The 17572-nt window shown below is 41.9% G+C and carries 18 protein-coding genes; 13 read left to right on the top strand and 5 right to left on the bottom strand.

Translation table 11 applies throughout. The features are described 5' to 3' along the window. Positions 1–44: 44 nt before the first annotated feature. The gene (locus BW961_RS17355) at positions 45–824 is read left to right on the top strand and encodes a DeoR/GlpR family DNA-binding transcription regulator (RefSeq protein ID WP_068588514.1); all 780 of its coding nucleotides are present in this window, start codon (positions 45–47) and stop codon (positions 822–824) included. A gap of 113 nt (positions 825–937) precedes the next feature. Here BW961_RS17355 and BW961_RS17360 read toward each other — a convergent pair whose 3' ends face one another. Together BW961_RS17360 and BW961_RS17365 are read right to left on the bottom strand one after the other, a co-directional pair. Continuing rightward, the gene (locus BW961_RS17360; protein WP_068588511.1) at positions 938–1729 is read right to left on the bottom strand and encodes an HAD family hydrolase; all 792 of its coding nucleotides are present in this window, start codon (positions 1727–1729) and stop codon (positions 938–940) included. Between the two features lie 114 nt (positions 1730–1843). Next, positions 1844–3235, bottom strand: a complete 1392-nt coding sequence (locus tag BW961_RS17365; RefSeq protein ID WP_068588507.1) for an MFS transporter — start codon at positions 3233–3235, stop codon at positions 1844–1846. A gap of 111 nt (positions 3236–3346) precedes the next feature. Here BW961_RS17365 and BW961_RS17370 point away from each other — a divergent pair, with 111 nt between their 5' ends. Then, positions 3347–4234, top strand: a complete 888-nt coding sequence (locus tag BW961_RS17370; RefSeq protein ID WP_068588505.1) for a LysR family transcriptional regulator — start codon at positions 3347–3349, stop codon at positions 4232–4234. Between the two features lie 90 nt (positions 4235–4324). Here the strand turns inward: BW961_RS17370 and BW961_RS17375 are convergent, their stop codons facing one another. Continuing rightward, a complete protein-coding gene (locus BW961_RS17375) occupies positions 4325–5815 on the bottom strand; it encodes an MDR family MFS transporter (RefSeq protein ID WP_068588502.1) in 1491 nt (496 codons plus the stop codon). A gap of 223 nt (positions 5816–6038) precedes the next feature. On the opposite strand from BW961_RS17375, the gene BW961_RS17380 reads away from it, so the two are divergent. Then, positions 6039–6968 (top strand): TetR/AcrR family transcriptional regulator, encoded by a 930-nt coding sequence (locus tag BW961_RS17380; protein ID WP_068588499.1) that lies wholly within the window; start codon positions 6039–6041, stop codon positions 6966–6968. Positions 6969–7057: 89 nt separating this feature from the next. Here BW961_RS17380 and BW961_RS17385 read toward each other — a convergent pair whose 3' ends face one another. Beyond that, complete coding sequence (locus BW961_RS17385) at positions 7058–8524, bottom strand: alpha-amylase (protein WP_068588496.1); 1467 nt, start codon at positions 8522–8524, stop codon at positions 7058–7060. A 248-nt stretch (positions 8525–8772) separates the two neighbouring features. Between BW961_RS17385 and mobB the strand changes: the two genes are divergently transcribed. From mobB to BW961_RS17415, 6 genes are all read left to right on the top strand, one after another. After that, positions 8773–9300 carry a molybdopterin-guanine dinucleotide biosynthesis protein B gene (gene mobB, locus BW961_RS17390; protein WP_068588494.1) on the top strand — a complete coding sequence of 176 codons (528 nt, stop codon included), beginning with the start codon at positions 8773–8775 and terminating at the stop codon, positions 9298–9300. 54 nt (positions 9301–9354) lie between these two features. Continuing rightward, positions 9355–9918, top strand: a complete 564-nt coding sequence (gene mobA / locus BW961_RS17395; protein WP_068588491.1) for a molybdenum cofactor guanylyltransferase — start codon at positions 9355–9357, stop codon at positions 9916–9918. Positions 9919–10079: 161 nt separating this feature from the next. Next, on the top strand, positions 10080–10400 hold the full coding sequence (locus tag BW961_RS17400) for a FlxA-like family protein (RefSeq protein ID WP_068588488.1): 321 nt from the start codon (positions 10080–10082) through the stop codon (positions 10398–10400). A gap of 298 nt (positions 10401–10698) precedes the next feature. Then, on the top strand, positions 10699–11109 hold the full coding sequence (locus BW961_RS17405; RefSeq protein WP_068588486.1) for a DoxX family protein: 411 nt from the start codon (positions 10699–10701) through the stop codon (positions 11107–11109). A gap of 19 nt (positions 11110–11128) precedes the next feature. Beyond that, positions 11129–11755, top strand: a complete 627-nt coding sequence (locus BW961_RS17410; RefSeq protein ID WP_068588484.1) for a nitroreductase family protein — start codon at positions 11129–11131, stop codon at positions 11753–11755. A gap of 26 nt (positions 11756–11781) precedes the next feature. Then, complete coding sequence (locus tag BW961_RS17415; protein WP_068588482.1) at positions 11782–12393, top strand: flavin reductase family protein; 612 nt, start codon at positions 11782–11784, stop codon at positions 12391–12393. 95 nt (positions 12394–12488) lie between these two features. Here BW961_RS17415 and BW961_RS17420 read toward each other — a convergent pair whose 3' ends face one another. Next, positions 12489–13052, bottom strand: coding sequence for a GbsR/MarR family transcriptional regulator (locus BW961_RS17420; RefSeq protein ID WP_068588478.1), 564 nt, complete (start codon positions 13050–13052; stop codon positions 12489–12491). A 260-nt stretch (positions 13053–13312) separates the two neighbouring features. On the opposite strand from BW961_RS17420, the gene BW961_RS17425 reads away from it, so the two are divergent. The 4 genes from BW961_RS17425 to BW961_RS17440 all read left to right on the top strand — a co-directional run bounded on the left by BW961_RS17425 (position 13313) and on the right by BW961_RS17440 (position 17563). Then, complete coding sequence (locus BW961_RS17425) at positions 13313–14512, top strand: quaternary amine ABC transporter ATP-binding protein (RefSeq protein ID WP_068588472.1); 1200 nt, start codon at positions 13313–13315, stop codon at positions 14510–14512. Then, positions 14509–15345 carry an ABC transporter permease gene (locus BW961_RS17430; protein ID WP_068588470.1) on the top strand — a complete coding sequence of 279 codons (837 nt, stop codon included), beginning with the start codon at positions 14509–14511 and terminating at the stop codon, positions 15343–15345. Before BW961_RS17425 ends, BW961_RS17430 begins: the two co-directional genes overlap by 4 nt. A gap of 9 nt (positions 15346–15354) precedes the next feature. After that, complete coding sequence (locus BW961_RS17435; protein WP_326110647.1) at positions 15355–16233, top strand: glycine betaine ABC transporter substrate-binding protein; 879 nt, start codon at positions 15355–15357, stop codon at positions 16231–16233. Between the two features lie 211 nt (positions 16234–16444). Next, entirely contained in the window at positions 16445–17563 is a 1119-nt protein-coding gene (locus BW961_RS17440; protein ID WP_068588467.1) for an NADH-dependent flavin oxidoreductase, read from the top strand. Positions 17564–17572 lie beyond the last annotated feature (9 nt).

Raw genomic sequence — 17572 nt, forward strand, 5'->3', positions numbered from 1 at the left:
TAGTTGTATTATGTTTATTATTTACGAAGACAGGTGGTAAACGGATGTCTCTATTGGCAAAAGAACGACAAGATCTGATCATGCAATACTTAATTCAAGACGGCAAAGTCAAAGTAATTCCGCTTGCCGATGAACTTGGCGTTACGACAGAGACGATTCGACGTGATTTAGACTTTTTGGAATCCGAAGGCCATTTACGCAGAGTTCACGGCGGCGCCGTACGCTCTGCATATGAGTATGGAGAGCCTACCTTTGAGCAACGTGAGACGATTAATGTTGAAGGTAAGCAGAGAATCGGCGAGATTGCCGCTTCCTTAATTCAAGATGGTGATATGATCGCATTGGACGTAGGAACGACAATGATCGAAATGGTGAAGTCGATTCGAGGGAAAAAGAACATTACCGTGTTAACGAATTCCTTGGCTGTTGGCGTTCATTTGTCGGAAGCTTTGAGCAGAGGGCGGTTTACCGGGAAAGTTATCTTTCTAGGTGGTGAGTTGAATCCCGAACAGAACTCAATTACAGGACCGCTGTGCGAGAATATGTTGCAGGATTTCCATCTGGACAAAGCATTTCTGTCGGTAGGCGGCGTTTCGTTGAAGACAGGGATTACGGACTACGATATTAACGAATCCCATATTTCAAAAATGTTCTCAAATGCTGCAAGTCAGACGATTGTTCTAGCCGATCATTCCAAAATCGGGGTTCAGGCTTTCTCTAAAATTATGCCGTTCCATGCAGTAGATATTATCGTGTCAGATGTAAGCTGCCCAGAAGATTGGGAAGATGAGCTAATGAAAATTGACCTTCGTTGGATCAACTAATCTATATTGTGTATGGTACATGAAATGCCGCTCTTTCATCCAAGATGAAGGAGCGGCATTTTTTATTACTTTAATGTCTCAATCTTTGTTTTTGTTGTATTTCGTGTTCATCATTACAATGAAAGCAACAGGGGATGAAGCTCACTTAGCGACAATGCTTCACGTGTGGGATGTATATGGTCGGGTCTAGAGGCATTGGAACGGTTTATCCAAATACTTTGGATACCCGAACGATTAGCCCCGAGTATATCTGTGTACAGGTTATCTCCGACCATCACGGCTTCATCCGGGTTTATTTCGAGTAAATCGATGGCATGACGGAATATGGATTCTGAAGGTTTGCCTTCTCCGAAATTGCCGGAAATTACGATATGTTCAAAGAAAGAAGCCAGTTCTGGAACGCTGTCCACTTTCTCTTGCTGTAGATCGGGGGTTCCGTTGGTCAATAGGAGAAGGCGGTACTTGGAACGAAGCAGAGTAAGCGTTTCGAACATGTCATCATAAATAAATGATCTTTTTCTGCGCTCTCGGGGATAGCGTACAGCAAGAACGGAAGCTAAGTCTGGATTATATTGACCTGAGCTTTGAAGTGCCGCATTCCATGCGTTAAATCGATAGATCGGGGCTTCAATCCTCATCTTCTCTAACATCGGATGGGATCCTAAGTCGAATCGAGCCCAAAGTGCCTCTAGTGCCGTGACTTCAATCGAACTAGCGAAATCAAAGAAATTGGAAGTGGCGAATTGTAGCTCGGCTTCTCGGATGACGTCATGTTTAAGTTGATCGGGAGAAATCGCTGAAATATCACTCGATGCAAAGAGACAAGTCGCGTCTAAAGCTTCATCATTCGAGCGTTCGTCCCAATAAAGTGTATTATCCAAATCAAAAATGATTGCTTTTATCATATGGTTTTGTATCGCCTTTCTTGTTGTTTATTCTTTATTATTAATAAAAATATCTTTGTTGTCAATGGAAAAACAACATTAAAATGCATGTATTTTAAATATAGAAATATAAATCTAACCTTCTTCTAACCTTGGTGAATAATCCTCCCTGCGCCGCTGATTTATGAATACCAAAGACAATGCGATTACCGTGAGAATAATCCCAAGCACTCGAAATCCCCTGAAGCTGAACTCGCCTCCCATGACGATGCTTATCAACAAGGAAGAGAGAATAGTTCCCAAGTATCTTGATGTATTAAATAATCCGGATGCTACACCGATTATTTCTTTTGGAGAACTTTGGAACAAGGCCGCTTGCATACCTACATTGTTCAACCCGTTGCTAATACCGAATGCAGCCAACGCCAAGCACACGCTGATAACCGGTGAAGTTTGATTCAATGTCACGAGCCACACCGACCCTAATGTCATTAGGATTGCGGACACCAGCAATGCCGGCCTGGGTCCTGATTTATCGATCCATCGTCCTGCAATTGGAGAAGTGATTAGCGAGCAAAAGCCTAAGCTTAGCATGAGAATTCCTGTTTGGAACTCGCTCACATGACGTACCATTTGCAAGTAGGATGGAAGCCCGAAAAAGAGCGAGTAATAAAGTACGTTAACGAGCATGAATTCGACATTAACCCAAGTCATCGCAGGATTTTTGGCGAATGTGCGTAAAGGGATAAAGGGTGACGTCGCTTTTAACTCATGTCGTACGAAAGCCGCAAGTAGCACGAGGGCTACCAGCACGATAATGACATTACCTAATGAGAAATACCCAGATGATTTTGCTGAGAGTAATCCAAGGAGCAGGGCAACCAGCCCCACCGTGAAGAGTAGGATCCCTGACGCATCAATCAAATCAAACCATTTACGAAAGGACATGCCCAGAGCAACGGAAGTTGACGGTTCATCCTTAGGAATATGCCTCCAAGATAATAGAAAGCTCACCACCACGAATGGAATATTGACGAAAAAGATAGCAGGCCAGCCCCACCAGTGAATGATGATCCCGCCAATAAAGGGTCCAATTGCTGCTGCTCCGGATAGGAATATGGACAATACAGACAGCGCAGTCGCTTGTTTCTCTGTAATATGAATCCGCACAATGGCCATTCCAACTGCAACCATCATGCTTGTTCCGATGGCTTGCACAATGCGGAACACGATGAGCCACCCGAAGGTTGGTGATAATGGAGCTAATAATGATGCAATGAAGGCTACAATAAGCCCGGTGAGAAATATCTTCCTGCGACCGAATAAATCACTGGCCTTTCCCATGACAGGTTGAGCGATGCTACTTGCAATGTAGAAAGAAAAAATAATCCAAGAAACATCTGTAAAGTTAAGTTGGAACACATGTTGCAGCCTTGGAATAGCAACAGAAATCATCGAAGAATTTAATGGATTCAATAGTATTCCTAGACCAACTGAAATCATTAACCACCTGCTACGAACACTCATTTTTGGTCCCCCTCAATCGTATTAATGTCATTGTACTTGAAATTGATTATTCGTTCCAACGCATTAAATGTTATAATATCATTGACTTGAGGGAATGAATGGAGGCGCGAAATGGAACTTCTTCAACTGCAATATTTTCTCGCAGTAGCACGTTTGGAACATGTGACCGAAGCTGCACGAAATCTGCACGTTACACAATCGTCACTTAGTAAAACGATTCAACGCTTGGAGGAGGATCTAGGGGTCCCTCTATTCGATCGAATAGGGAGGAATCTGCGATTGAATGAGTTCGGAAGCAGCTTCCTTCGCCGTGCAGAAAGGGCCTTGTTTGAATTGGAACAGGGGAAGCGAGAGCTTAGCGATTTATCCAGTCCGGAACATAACACACTCGAATTAGCGGTGACCACCGCAAGCATGCTGCCAAATATTCTTCGAGAGTTTCGGAAAAAGCAGCCCTATATCCAATTTCATGTGCAAATGCTGACCACGCAGGAAATGGTTACGCTTCTTCATAGAGGAGAGGTCGATTTCTGCTTGTCCTCTCCTCCTATTCAAGGGGATGACATTGAATGCCAAATTGTATTCATAGACCCAATCCTTGTAGCTGTTCCGGAGGGGCATCGGTTGGCAGACCGAAGCAGCGTATCCTTGGCAGAACTAAGGGATGAATGGTTTGTAGGTGTAAAGAGAGGCTACGGTACTCGCGATTTAGTGGACTCTGTATGCAAATCGGTTGGATTTGAACCTAAATATGTGTATGAGGGAAATGAACCTGCAAGGTTAAGTACTCTTGTAGAAGCCGAAATTGGCATAGCCTTCATACCAAGCACGGCAAAGAATTCACGGGAACGTATCAAATATCTCCAAGTGGAGAATCAAGAATTGGTACGGGAGATAGCTTTATTATGGCACAGGAGTCGGTACATTTCGCGGGCTGCGCTGGAATTACGTGAGGTCGTTGTAGATTATTTTGGGGCGATATCCAAACAGACTATTTAATTTAATTACTGCAAAATAAAAGGATGTTCCTTAGCCTAATTCAAGGCTTGCAGGAACATCCTTTTATATTTTACTAACAACTAAATTCAATTAATGCGAAATCATCGTTTTTACGTCTGGCATTTCGTCATCTGCAAGCTCATCTCCTGGGTTAACACGAGGTTTGCGTAAGAATATGGTTAGCACAAGTCCTGCAACAGCGACACATGCTGTAATGAAGAATGTATCAGCAAATGCCGCAGTCGAGCTGGCTTGCATATTCCCTGCTGTCTCGGGAGCGGACATGTAATGGACGATCTGTGAAGTTAAGTACCCAGTTAATCCAGCGATAGCAAATGATGTAACGACTTGTTGTGTAGCTGAAGTGAGCGGCGTTACCCGATTTACGAGTTTACGTGGAGCTGAATTTAGGATGTGTGTATTGAGTGGCATCATCGTAAGCCCCATGCCTGCACCCATAAATACAAGTGGAAGTATAATCATAGACATAGCTGTATCAACAGTAATCTGAGAGAATAGGAATAGGGCCGTCGATACTAGTGTTAGACCTGCCAGTAGAAGTGGACGGGCGCCCCACTTATCGAACATTTTACCTCCAAATGGCATCAAGACCATGGATGCAAGAGCTTGAGCGAGCGTGGTAAACCCACTTTCAAGCGGCGTAAATCCTCTAACATTTTGTAAATATAGAGGAATCATAAGAATGGCACCGAACATAGCGACCTGTGTGATCCAAGACAAGATTACACCTCTTGTGAAGTCAGAAGAAGCAAAGACACGAAGTTCTAGTAAAGGTTCCTTCTGCTTAAGCTCTACGATAATGAATAGGATGAGGGCAACCCCACCAACGATCAATCCTGTTAATGTACTTCTGGATGTCCAGCTAGTTCCGGCTTCACTTACACCATAAGCTAACATGGCGAATGCGATCGGAGCGAGGATGATTCCAAAAATATCGAGTGAAGGTACCTTTTTACTCTCAAATGAAGGTAAGAACTTAATCCCTACAATAACAGCAACAATCCCGATCGGTACGTTAATAATGAAGATCCAATGCCATGATGCGATATCGATCAGCCAACCTGACAATATGGGTCCTGAGGCAGGAGCTAGTAACATGGGAATACCAAGCATACCCATAACGGAACCTCTCTTGTCAGGAGGAGCAAGTTTGAAGACCATAGCCATTCCGATGGGAGCGACCATACCGCCACCAAGCCCTTGAATGACTCGGAAAATGATGAGTTGTTCTGAGGTTTGAGCCAGAGAGCAAAGAATGGATCCGAATGTAAATAAGGCTATCGTGATGACGAAGATCTTCTTAGCCCCGAACTTATCTGTCATCCAGCCAGCCAGTGGGATAACGGCCGATAATGCTAGCATATATCCGGTAATCGTCCATTGAATTGTCTTTAATTCTGTCCCGAAATACGCTTGTAAGTTCGGAATAGCCACATTGATAACGGTACTATCAAGGATGACCATAATCATGCCTAGGATAACAGCCATGAGGGGTGCGATAATTGTCTTTATAGAAAACTCAGTGTTTACAGGTGCACTTGCTGCGGTTTGTAATGCCATTCAGTTATCTCTCTCCCATTCTCCATTGAATTACTTTGTGATATATATAGAATGGAATCGATGTAATCTCATCAACTCCATAGGTTTGATATCTTGACGTTAAATCACTTAGTATGTACTATTGACCGTATAGTTTTCTATAAAACTCATGGGTCAAAACATATACTAAATTTTACTCAAATTTTAAATAAAGTCAATTTATTTCTTGAAAAGAGGATGCGAATTGAGCGTAATAAAGCAGAAAATATTAGATTCAGCCATGCGATTTTTTTTGGAAAAAGGGTATCTTGCTACATCCATACAGAATATTGCAGATGACTGTGGCGTCGCCAAAGGTTCTTTGTATAACATCTTTAGCTCTAAGGAAGATTTACTAATTGAAGTCTTGATGATGCAACAACAGAAATTGACTGAACAAATTAGAAATATTCGAATAGATCAGACACTCTCCCTAGAGGAAGTGTTTATTCTTGAGACGGAATGTCAGATTGGGTTCTTTCTAGACAACAGTTTTATTATGCAGGAACTGAAGAAATTAACGTTGCCTGATGGGAAGATTGCACCTTTTTTATTTCGACTAAGGGCTAATCTTCTGAATTATAATCGAGAGAGTCTCTTGCGTGTATTTGGCGAGGGGATAGAACCTAATATATGGGATCTCGTGATGATTTATAATGGAATTATGCGAGAGTTTATTTTCTTATTCATTTTTGAGAAAAAGTCTCTTAATGCTCGGAATATGGCGGAATTTGTCGTTCAGTGTATGGAGGATATGACGACGAATATGCAAGTAAGAATAAGACCAGCCTTATTACAAGATTCAGACATGAGTGAATATATACATTATGGGCTGAAAGGGGAACAAGTTCCTGATGTTACACAAATAAGTGATCTAATTCAGCAGGTAATGTCTACGATTAAGGAACTTGCTATAACGAACTCTGAGAAGACAGAACTTCAGGAAGCTACCCAACTTCTGCAAGAGGAACTGGCATGTGAACAACCGAAAGTCGTATTGATTCGTGCGCTCATTGGATTGTTGGAGAAACAGGATGGACTTAGAGATATGATTCGGCAATTGGACAAACTCGTAATGAATAATATGAAGAAAGAAATGAAATGTAGGATGTTTGAATGCCATCCGAAGGAATAGACTTGATTGGTAACAAAAAAAGGGCGTCTCACTTACACGTAATGTATTACGATGTAACGAGTGCCCTTTTAATATTGGATGATCCATGATTATTCTACATCAATCTCCGGATATGCCCAGACAGATACGCTACCGCCATTAGATGGAAATGTTGCAAATCCGTCCTCTTCAATGGTAATACGTTCTTTTCTAGTATTGGTTAGATCGACCCAGACTTCCTCGGCATGATGTTCCCCAACACACATTCGTTTCTCACCGTTATCACCATTACAAATAACAACCGCGCAACCCGAACGCTCAATTTCTTGCACCCCTTGGCGCACCCATCCAATCGTATTCGGATGATCGAAATAGTCTTGTTGCTTACCGTAAGCCTTATGGTAACGAGCATATAACAGTGGATCAATGGCTGCTTGTTTGCCTGCTTGGGGTTCTGAGCCACCAATGCCATAATAGTCTCCGTAGAACACCACGGGATAACCGTCTTGTCTAAGCAGTATAAGGGCATACGCACTTTGTTTGAACCAATCTTTCACCCAGGATTCTAGTGCTTCATGTGGTTGGGAATCATGGTTATCGACGAATGTGACAGAATTCTGTGGGTGAGAGCCGACTAGCGTATCTTTAAAAATAGTTCTGAGATCAAAGGATTTACCAGCTTCTGAAGCCGCACGTAAGTTGTAATGAAGCGATACGTCGAACAGATCAATTTTGTAATCAATCGTATCTAGAAACTGCTGGCATTTAGATAGCTCGGGATTCCAGAACTCGCCTACGATATAGAAATCCTCTCCACGTTCTTTCATCATTTCAGTAGCGAATTCTTTAATGAAATCATGATTAATATGTTTGATAGCATCCAGGCGATAACCATTACAAGATATAGTGTTCGCAAGCCATTTGCCCCATGAGATCATTTCTTTTCTCACTTGTGGATGATTGTAGTCAATATTAGCGAACATTAAATAATCGTAGTTGCCGAATTCATTGGCTACATGCTCGTTCCAATGTTTATTCTCACCTAGAATTCGAAAAATCCCATTTCGTGAATTTCGAGCGTCAAAGTCTGTCCCATTAAAATGCTCAGCATTCCACTTGAATGAAGAGTACTTATCTCCACGTCCTGGAAATGTGAATTTCGTCCAGGCTTCAATATCAAAGGACTTTGATATCTCTTTCGTCCGGTTCTTACCATCTACCTCAATGACCTTAATCTTCTCTGTTTCATCTGCTCCAGCTTTATGGTTCATGACCAGATCTACATATACGGCAAGACCATGCTCATGGCATGCTGTGAGCGCATCGACGAGTTCCTGTTTGGTACCATACTTCGTTCGAACGGTTCCCTTTTGGTCAAATTCGCCCAGATCGTATAAATCGTAAGTACCATATCCTGTATCATTATTCGATTGACCTTTGGTGACCGGTGGAATCCACACGGTACTAATACCCTTTTGTTTCAATTCAGATGCGGAGTCTCTTAGACGATTCCAATGTGTTCCATCTGATTCAACATGCCATTCGAAAAATTGCATCATCGTATCATTGCGCTTCATGTTAGTGTAATCCCCCTAGGCATAATAGTATGAATAATATAATCTCTCATAAGAGGAATATGTCTGCTCTGTTATACAGATTACCCAAAGTGCTATAGTTGTTAAACTTACCGGTGGAGAGATCGTGTGAATTTACGAATGAAATCAGTTGTTTGAGAGTAGTAGGTTATCCTATGATGGATATAACACGGAGGTTGTCATTGTAAAAGCTTCGAGTAGAAGCTTAAAGAAAGGGGAGAACTACCTAAATGAATGGGGTAAAGGTATTACAGGTTGTGGGTTATAAAGATAGTGGGAAAACAACACTCATTGAATATTGGATTCAATTATTAGTAGCTCAACACCTTCGTGTGGCGGTCATCAAACACCATGGACATGGCGGACCACTCGACATGCCATCTTCTGAAACCGATAGTATGAAGTTCTTGGAGAGTGGGGCCGTTAGTTCTATAGTTGTCGGTGGTGGCGTGGTTCAGATGCATATGCAGTATGAAACTGAGTATGCAGGATTATTGAATATGGCTATTGTTTCTGACCCCAATCTCATATTAATAGAGGGATTTAAGCAAGCAAATGAACCGAAAGTTGTGATCGTACGAACGAAGGAAGAATGGGCAAGCTTACATACACTAACGAATATTATATTGGTAATGGCATATGAAGGGGTGGAGATGGACGAAGATTATGACGTCATCGACATCTCAGATAAGATAAAGATCAAGGACTGGATGGTACTGTTCATGAATGGCGTAAAGGATACTCGTGATTTTAGTTGAGATGTTGGTGAAAGATACAATGATCTATGACGTAGGTCAGATAGGAGGTGGGGAATGAACACGATAGGTGTTGTGCTTGCAGGTGGATTGTCGCGACGGTATGGATCTCCGAAGGCTTTTGCATCGCGGAATGGCAAGCCTTATTATGAGATTGCACATGAAGCTGTATCAACCGTAAGCGATGAAGTTATATTGGTAGCTCGCCCTGAGTTTCTAGGGGATTTCAATCAAGATATGAACGTAATCGTTGATGAGAAAGAGTTCGTGGGATGTGGGCCCCTTGTGGGCATATATTCCGTCATGGCACACTTTCCAGCAGAGCGATATGTTATTGTACCGTGTGACATGCCATACATAAATAGTGATGTAATACATTCTTTGGTTGCGTCCTATGAGGATGAAGATGTGCTGGCGGTGGAAGTAGAAGGCATATACCATCCAATTGTGGCAATCTATCACCATCGAATGAAGGACTCCATACATCAGGCTTTGGAACATGGGCAATACAGTGTAATGAAATGGTTGAACGGGGTTGGTGTACGCTGGATAGAGGGGAATGAGCTGACAATGAATGCTCAGGATGTATTCCGGAATATGAATACACCAGGAGAACATTAGAGAGGAGCGGGATACTTAACTCCGCTTGAACAGTCTTTTTATGTCCTCATCAGATGAAGTATAATAACTTTCAGCGTGTATTCAGCAGGCACTCAGGTAGGAGGCAGTTATTCCGCGTATACTTAGGTTGTTCACCATTATCATTCATAGGGGGATTATCAATGAGTATTTCATCCATATCGGGGACAAGTAGTACATCTTACACATCATCGACAAACGATACATCGAGTCTTGAGAAACAACTAGCCAAACTTCAGGCTGAACTTAAGACAGAGAATGCAAGTAAAGACGATGCAAACACTAAAGAAAAGAAAGTGGCTCAACTAGAACAACAGATTCAGCTTATTTCAGCTCAGATTACCCAAAAGAGTTCGAATACAAGCCAAAGTAGTGCAGTGGATACGACTAAGAAGGATAACAACAATACGCAAAGGGCTAGGGGCACAATCAGTGCGAGTGGTGGCATTGATATCTTGGTATAAGGTCAGTAAAGAGTTGCGAGTTACATAGATCTGAATAAGGTAGTGGTCACTTGATATTAACGGGGACTGCTATTTTTTATTTATATAAGACAGAAGTCGATATGAAATAAAGATTGACTAATACAATTAAATAAAATATCTTTAATTCAAGAGATAACAAATGAAGATAAAGAGGCGAAGAGATGAGTTGGGAATATAAGAGATAGAATTACGATTTTTTTTGAATATATATCTTAATATTAAGACAGTTTGTTATGGGTAAAGGAATAAACAAATACGATAACTGGAGGAATTAGAAATGAGTATTGCATTAGGATTGTTAATTATACGATTGGTTGTTGGGTTAAGTTTTATGGCGCATGGTGCACAGAAATTGTTCGGGTGGTTTGGTGGATATGGTCCGAAGGGAACCGGTGGTTGGATGGAATCCATGGGGATGAAACCAGGAGTTCTAATGGCTGTCATGGCCGGACTTATGGAGCTTATTGGAGGGGTATTGTTTGCATCAGGGCTATTCACTGTGATCGGTGCGGTCCTCATTGTTGCGACGATGCTTGGAGCTATCGTGAAAGTACACGGTCCAAATGGATATTGGGCTACAGCTAACGGATATGAATACAACTTATTGTTGATTGCTGTTGCTGTTGCTGTAGGGTTGGCACTCATAGGTGCTGGAGATTACTCATTAGATGCCATTCTACTGAAATAATATTTAGGGGGAACCATACATGAGCGAATTCATACCACTATTGCAGTCACGAAGATCAGCTAATAAATTCATAACAGGCGTGGAAATACCGAATAATGAATTGGATGATATCTTTAATCTTGTGAAATATAGCCCATCTGCGTTTAATTTGCAGCATGCGCATTACGTGGTCGTTAAAGAGCCTGAGTTGTTGAACAAGGTTTACTTAGCTGCGAATAAGCAATATAAAGTACAGACAGCTTCCGCTATCGTTATGGTTCTAGGCAATAAGAATGCGTACAAGGACATTGGGCGAATGAACGAGGGGTTACTTCATCTGGGCGTGATTAATCAACAGGAATATGATATGACTGTAGAATCGGTGGAATCTTTTTATGAGAGTAGAGGAGAAGCTTTCAAGATAGAAGAAGCTATTCGTAATGCGAGTCTAAGCGCTATGAATTTCATGTTAATAGCTAAAGAAAAGGGTTGGGACACCTGTCCAATGATTGGTTTCGACCCGGAGACTATACGTACAGACTTAAATATTCCTGAAGCATATGTACCAGCTCTAATGATCGCCATTGGGAAAGAGGATACCAGTAGTGGAAGACCACGTGGATATCGTAAGCCAGTAGGGGAGTTCGTGAGTTATAATCAGTTCTGATTCTTTTGTGAGAAAGGGGAATGTCCGTGATATCGATTGATCCGTCTGATCAAAGTGATCGCGACAACTATAAATTGCTCATAGGGAGCATTATTCCACGACCGGTAGCCTTCGTAACAACGCTTTCGAATATGGGAGTGCTGAACGGCGCACCGTTCAGTTATTTTAATATTGTTACGTCAGATCCTCCGTTGATTTCTATATCTGTACAGCGAAAGAATGGTGTTCAGAAGGATACGGCTAGGAATGCTATTGAAGCGGGTGCATTTGTTGTTCATATCTCTGATGAATCGTATATTCAGCAGATTAACGAGACAGCAGCAAGCTTGCCACCTGATCAGAGTGAGGTTCTTCTAGCAGGGCTTACACCTGTAGCAAGTGACAAGATAGCTGTCCCCGGCATTGCAGAAGCAAGAATCCGGATGGAGTGCTTACTTGAACATTGTATTCCACTCGGAGGAACGAAGGAATCTCTAGCTACGGATTTATTAATCGGACGAGTGGTTTGCTTTCATATAGATGAATCCGTGTATCAAGATGGATATATTGATCCCGAAGAACTGAAACCAGTAAGTCGATTAGCAGGTAATTCCTATGCGAAGTTGGGTGGAATATTTACGATAGAGCGCCCTGAGTAAATCGTATTCATGTGTTATGTACAATAACAAAAATGCCGTAAGCTATAGTGAATCATAGCTTACGGCATTTCACATATATAAGAAGGTGTTGCCTGTTATTCGGGCTCTTCTTTGGGAATCCAATCAAAAATTTGCCCGGTTTCTAATGCATCAATAAAGCGTCCTAACCATCTATAATATTGGATTGCATGGTTCATTCTGACGATATCCATGTCAACCAGGGCCACCAAGGGCTCATGATCAATGTTCTCTTCTCGAAGTTTTTTAAGCTCTGTTAACGATTTATGTAAAGAATTAATATTCATTTCCATAGATTTTCGCCATTTAATAGAGAAGTATTCGACAAAATTTTGGTGCCAATCGTCTTCTACTTCGTATAGATCTTTCCGCGAGCCTTTCCCCCATACCTTATTGATCATTTTTAGATCCACTAATGCACGCATACCCGTACTCATACTTGTTTTGCTCATACCCATTTCCTGACCCATCTCGTCGAGCGTGACGGGACCATCGTGGAAATACATATTTCCGTACAAATGACCAATGGACATCGTGACCCCATAAAGATCCATATTCTTACCAATAGAATCCATGACGCGTTGACGCGCCTTTTCGATCACTTTAGTGTGTTCTTCATTTAATCCATCAAATGTTGTCATATCGTACACTCCCTTGAATAACGCTTGCGATGAGCGGAAACAATATCCACAGCATCCATTGTAAAAAAAAGCGTTTGAAAAGTAAAGAATACGGTTATGTAGGATATGTATGTTAAACAGAGTATACAGTTAGTATAGTACGTAAAGTTAAAACTGTACGTACTATACGGACGTTTTTACATTTTGACCCTTTTTTTGGGGGAGTCTACACTATAATAAGTGCCATAAATGAGATACAGATGATTGAAAGGGGCATAAAGATGCCAATTATAGAGGTTAAATCGTTGAGTAAGGTGTTTGGTAATGATCCGAAAAGGGCATTTCCTCTACTTACGCAAGGTTGGTCTAAGGAACGTATTTTGAAAGAAACGAAATTGACAGTTGGGGTTAATCAGGTCAGTTTTTCAATTGAACCTGGTGAAATATTCGTAATTATGGGTTTGTCAGGTAGTGGGAAATCAACGGTAGTCAGACTGTTGAACCGTCTCATTGAACCAACGGCTGGACAAGTCCTTATTAATGGCAAGGACATTGTTCGAATGAATAAGGAAGAATTACGACAGGTTAGACGGAAGACCATGAGTATGATCTTTCAGAAATTTGCTTTATTTCCGCATCGTACGGTATTAGAGAATGTTGAATATGGCTTAGAGGTACAAGGAATAGGCAAAGAAGAGCGTGTAAAGAAAGCTAAGGAATCCTTGGCATTAGTTGGTTTGGCGGGGTTTGAGAATCAGAAGCCCGATCAATTAAGTGGAGGTATGCAGCAACGCGTGGGACTCGCTCGGGGTTTGGCGAACGATCCTGACATTCTGTTAATGGATGAATCCTTTAGTGCACTTGACCCGCTTATTCGTAAAGATATGCAAGATGAATTACTTGAACTACAAGAGAACATGAAGAAAACCATTATCTTCATTACACATGATCTCGATGAAGCATTACGTATCGGTGATCGCATTGCGTTGATGAAGGACGGTGCTGTAGTTCAGATTGGAACACCAGAAGAAATTCTAATGAACCCTGCCAATGATTATGTTGAGCGATTTGTCGAGAATGTAGATTTATCCAAAGTACTCACGGCAGCGCATGTCATGATTCGTGCGGAGACGATTGGAATGGATCGTGGACCAAGAGTAGCGTTACAACTGATGCGTGATCGAAGAATTTCGAATCTCTATGTTGTGGACAAATCTCGTCAGCTCTTAGGTGTCGTTACAGCTGAAGATGCATTAAATGCTATCAAGTCAGGGCAGACCCTTGGGGAGATTATTATTCGAGATACACCTATTGTTTCTCCTGATGTTCTTCTGGTTGAGTTATTTGATGTTGTGAGTAGTGCAAAAATTCCAGTTGCCGTTATTGATGAACGCAAACGCCTAGTTGGTATTGTAATCAGAGGCGCTGTTCTTGCGGCATTGACTGGCAATAATGAGGCGGAAGCAGGTGAACCTCAATGAGTGTACCTAAGATTCCAATTGGAGAATGGGTAGAGTCGCTAGAAGGTTGGTTAGAGACGAACTTTGAACCTTTTTTTGATGGGGTTAAGTTAGTTGTTGGTAGTGTCGTAGATGGGTTGGCAGATGGCTTTAATTTCTTCCCACCACTTGTAATGATTGCTATATTTACGGTCATTGCCTTCTGGCTTGGAAGATATAGATTAGGAGCGTTCACACTCCTTGGATTGTTGCTAGTACACAATTTAGGGTATTGGGAACATACGATGGATACGCTTGCGTTGGTATTAACAGCATCCTTTATTTCTATTGTAGTAGGTGTGCCAGTAGGTATTCTGTGTGCGGGAAACAAGAAAGTCCAGAGCGTGGTAACACCGCTATTGGATTTGATGCAAACGATGCCGGCATTTGTCTACTTATTGCCAGCGGTAGCTTTCTTCTCATTAGGTGTCGTACCTGGTGTCATAGCTTCGGTTATATTCTCGATTCCGCCTACGATTCGGTTAACTAGCTTGGGTATTCGTCAGGTTCCCGAGGATTTAGTAGAAGCAGCGGATGCGTTTGGTTCAACAAGAATGCAGAAGTTAATTAAGGTACAGTTACCGATTGCGATTCCTACGATTATGGCTGGTATCAATCAGACGATAATGCTGTCATTATCGATGGTTGTTATTGCTTCGATGATTGGAGCGCAAGGGGTCGGAGCTGATGTCTATAGAGCAGTGACGCAAGCGAAGACGGGTATGGGTACGGAAGCAGGTTTAGCAGTTGTCGTTCTTGCGATCATGTTGGATCGAATGACACAGAAGTTGGCTAAGAAGAATAAGAAGGTGTGATTGTACAATATGATGAACAAGAAAATGAGTGTACTATTAATAGTCGTTATGGCGATAATGTTAGGACTTACAGGTTGTTCTAGTAACAAGAACGGTACCGGAAAAATAAAGCTCGCATATGTTGCTTGGGATTCTGAAATTGCTAGCACGAATGTTGTGAAGGAAGTATTGGAGAGTAAACTAAACTACAGGGTCGAAATGATACAGGTTGATGCTGGACCCATGTACGTGGGTGTTGCAGATGGTGCTGCTGATGCTATGGTAGCGGCATGGTTACCAAGCACACATGGCGAGATCTACTATGAACCGAACAAGGATAAACTTGAAGATCTTGGAGCTAATTTAAAAGGTACGAAGCTAGGGTTGGTCGTTCCAGCCTATATGGATATAAAGTCGATAGAGGACCTGAAGAAGGAAGACGTAGGGAAATTGGTGGATTATACGATTACCGGAATTGAACCCGGTGCGGGTATCATGACTCAGGCTGAGTTAGCAGTCAAAGAATATGATCTGAATAAGTGGAATGTTCTTGCAAGCTCTTCTGCTGCGATGGTAAAAGTACTTCAAGATGCTTACGCTAAACAAGAACCTATCATTATTACAGGATGGACGCCGCATTGGATGTTCGCTGATATGGATCTGAAATATCTTGAAGATCCAAAGAAAGCATTTGGTGAAAGTGAAGAGATTCATACACTTGTGCGCTTAGGACTGAAAGAAGATCATCCTAAGGCTTATCGTTTTCTAGATCAATTCGAATGGACACCAGCAGATATGGAATCTGTAATGGGTGATATAACGGAAGGTATGCCCGAAGAGGAAGCTGCGAAGAAGTGGGTAGCAGCCAACGAAGCGAAGGTTAACAAGTGGATTGCTGGAATAGAATAATTTCGTAAACTGAAGAATGAAGAAGCAGACCCGAATTGAAAGTGGGTCTGCTTTTTGTCTCATATGATCTGCACCAGCAAGAATAAACGGATCGAATATTTATTCCCTTTCCTACCACTTTGATGGATACCTTGGTTTATTTGCATATCAATTTAATTGTAACTATAATAATTACAGTAAGTCATAATATAAATCAGACGGAGGAATTGTCATGGAAGCTAAGTATAAACCGCTTTTTGAATCGTTTGCTTTTCGTAGTGGAGTTGAAGTAGAGAATCGTGTTGTCATGGCCCCAATGACAAATTGGTCTTCAAATATAGATGGTACGGTTTCTGATGCTGAGCTTGATTACTATAGCCGTAGAGCTGGTGGCGTGGGGATGGTTATTACAGCATGCACGAACGTCTCTGTGAATGGACAAGGATTTCATGGAGAATTCGCAGCTTACAGTGATGATATGATCCCGAGCTTGGCAAGATTAGCAACAACGATTAAGGAAAAAGGGTCCAAAGCTGTACTTCAAATATTCCATGGTGGACGTTTGTGTCCGCCTGAACTCGTTAATGGTGATGTTGTCAGTGCAAGTGCAGTGCCAACAGATGACGGTACAGTAACGCCACGTGCCCTTTCAGATGAAGAAATTGTAGCGATTATTCATGATTTCGGAGAAGCGACGCGTAGAGCGATCGAAGCTGGATATGATGGTATAGAGGTTCATGGTGCCAACAATTATTTACTTCATCAATTCTTCTCTGGTCATACGAATCGCCGTGAAGACCGATGGGGTGGAAGTCTGGAGAAGCGATTGTCTTTTCCATTGGCTGTTGTTGATGCGATCAAACAAGCTGTAGCTGAGTATGCTGATCGACCTTTCTTAGTAGGATACCGGTTGTCTCCTGAAGAACCAGAGGAATTAGGTTTTACCATGGAAGACACACTTGTATTGCTTGACGCATTAGCAGAGAAGGACCTAGACTACATCCACATTTCTCTTATGGATTTCTGGTCAGAGCCAAGACGTGGTGTAGAGGATACCGGTCTTATACGGATGGAATTAATTAGAGACCGTGTTGGCGTACGAGTTCCGATCATGGGTGTAGGTTCTATTCATTCAGCGGATGATGCCTTGAAAGCACTTGAGTTAGGGATTCCACTTGTTGCATTGGGAAGAGAACTTATTATTGAACCTGATTGGGTGGAGAAGATAGAAGCGGGTAGAGAAGCGGATATAAGAACTACTTTAAGTAAAGATGAACAGGAACTGCTTGTCGTTCCGGGTCCATTATGGCATGCCATCGTAAGTAGACCTGGTTGGTTCCCTGTCGTTTAATAGATGTAT

Source organism: Paenibacillus macquariensis (assembly GCF_900156375.1).
In the GTDB taxonomy this organism is placed as follows: Bacteria; Bacillota; Bacilli; order Paenibacillales; family Paenibacillaceae; genus Paenibacillus_AQ; species Paenibacillus_AQ macquariensis.

What these genes read in the sequence shown, in the direction of transcription:
- BW961_RS17405 (WP_068588486.1), top strand. Translation starts at nt 10,699, where the DNA reads ATGAGTATTGCATTAGGATTGTTAATTATACGATTGGTTGTTGGGTTA.
- BW961_RS17435 (WP_326110647.1), top strand. Translation starts at nt 15,355, where the DNA reads ATGATGAACAAGAAAATGAGTGTACTATTAATAGTCGTTATGGCGATA.
- mobB (WP_068588494.1), top strand. Translation starts at nt 8,773, where the DNA reads ATGAATGGGGTAAAGGTATTACAGGTTGTGGGTTATAAAGATAGTGGG.
- BW961_RS17400 (WP_068588488.1), top strand. Translation starts at nt 10,080, where the DNA reads ATGAGTATTTCATCCATATCGGGGACAAGTAGTACATCTTACACATCA.
- BW961_RS17365 (WP_068588507.1), bottom strand. Translation starts at nt 3,235, where the DNA reads ATGAGTGTTCGTAGCAGGTGGTTAATGATTTCAGTTGGTCTAGGAATA.
- BW961_RS17385 (WP_068588496.1), bottom strand. Translation starts at nt 8,524, where the DNA reads ATGAAGCGCAATGATACGATGATGCAATTTTTCGAATGGCATGTTGAA.
- BW961_RS17370 (WP_068588505.1), top strand. Translation starts at nt 3,347, where the DNA reads ATGGAACTTCTTCAACTGCAATATTTTCTCGCAGTAGCACGTTTGGAA.
- BW961_RS17375 (WP_068588502.1), bottom strand. Translation starts at nt 5,815, where the DNA reads ATGGCATTACAAACCGCAGCAAGTGCACCTGTAAACACTGAGTTTTCT.
- BW961_RS17420 (WP_068588478.1), bottom strand. Translation starts at nt 13,052, where the DNA reads ATGACAACATTTGATGGATTAAATGAAGAACACACTAAAGTGATCGAA.
- BW961_RS17430 (WP_068588470.1), top strand. Translation starts at nt 14,509, where the DNA reads ATGAGTGTACCTAAGATTCCAATTGGAGAATGGGTAGAGTCGCTAGAA.
- BW961_RS17440 (WP_068588467.1), top strand. Translation starts at nt 16,445, where the DNA reads ATGGAAGCTAAGTATAAACCGCTTTTTGAATCGTTTGCTTTTCGTAGT.
- BW961_RS17410 (WP_068588484.1), top strand. Translation starts at nt 11,129, where the DNA reads ATGAGCGAATTCATACCACTATTGCAGTCACGAAGATCAGCTAATAAA.
- BW961_RS17425 (WP_068588472.1), top strand. Translation starts at nt 13,313, where the DNA reads ATGCCAATTATAGAGGTTAAATCGTTGAGTAAGGTGTTTGGTAATGAT.
- BW961_RS17360 (WP_068588511.1), bottom strand. Translation starts at nt 1,729, where the DNA reads ATGATAAAAGCAATCATTTTTGATTTGGATAATACACTTTATTGGGAC.
- mobA (WP_068588491.1), top strand. Translation starts at nt 9,355, where the DNA reads ATGAACACGATAGGTGTTGTGCTTGCAGGTGGATTGTCGCGACGGTAT.
- BW961_RS17355 (WP_068588514.1), top strand. Translation starts at nt 45, where the DNA reads ATGTCTCTATTGGCAAAAGAACGACAAGATCTGATCATGCAATACTTA.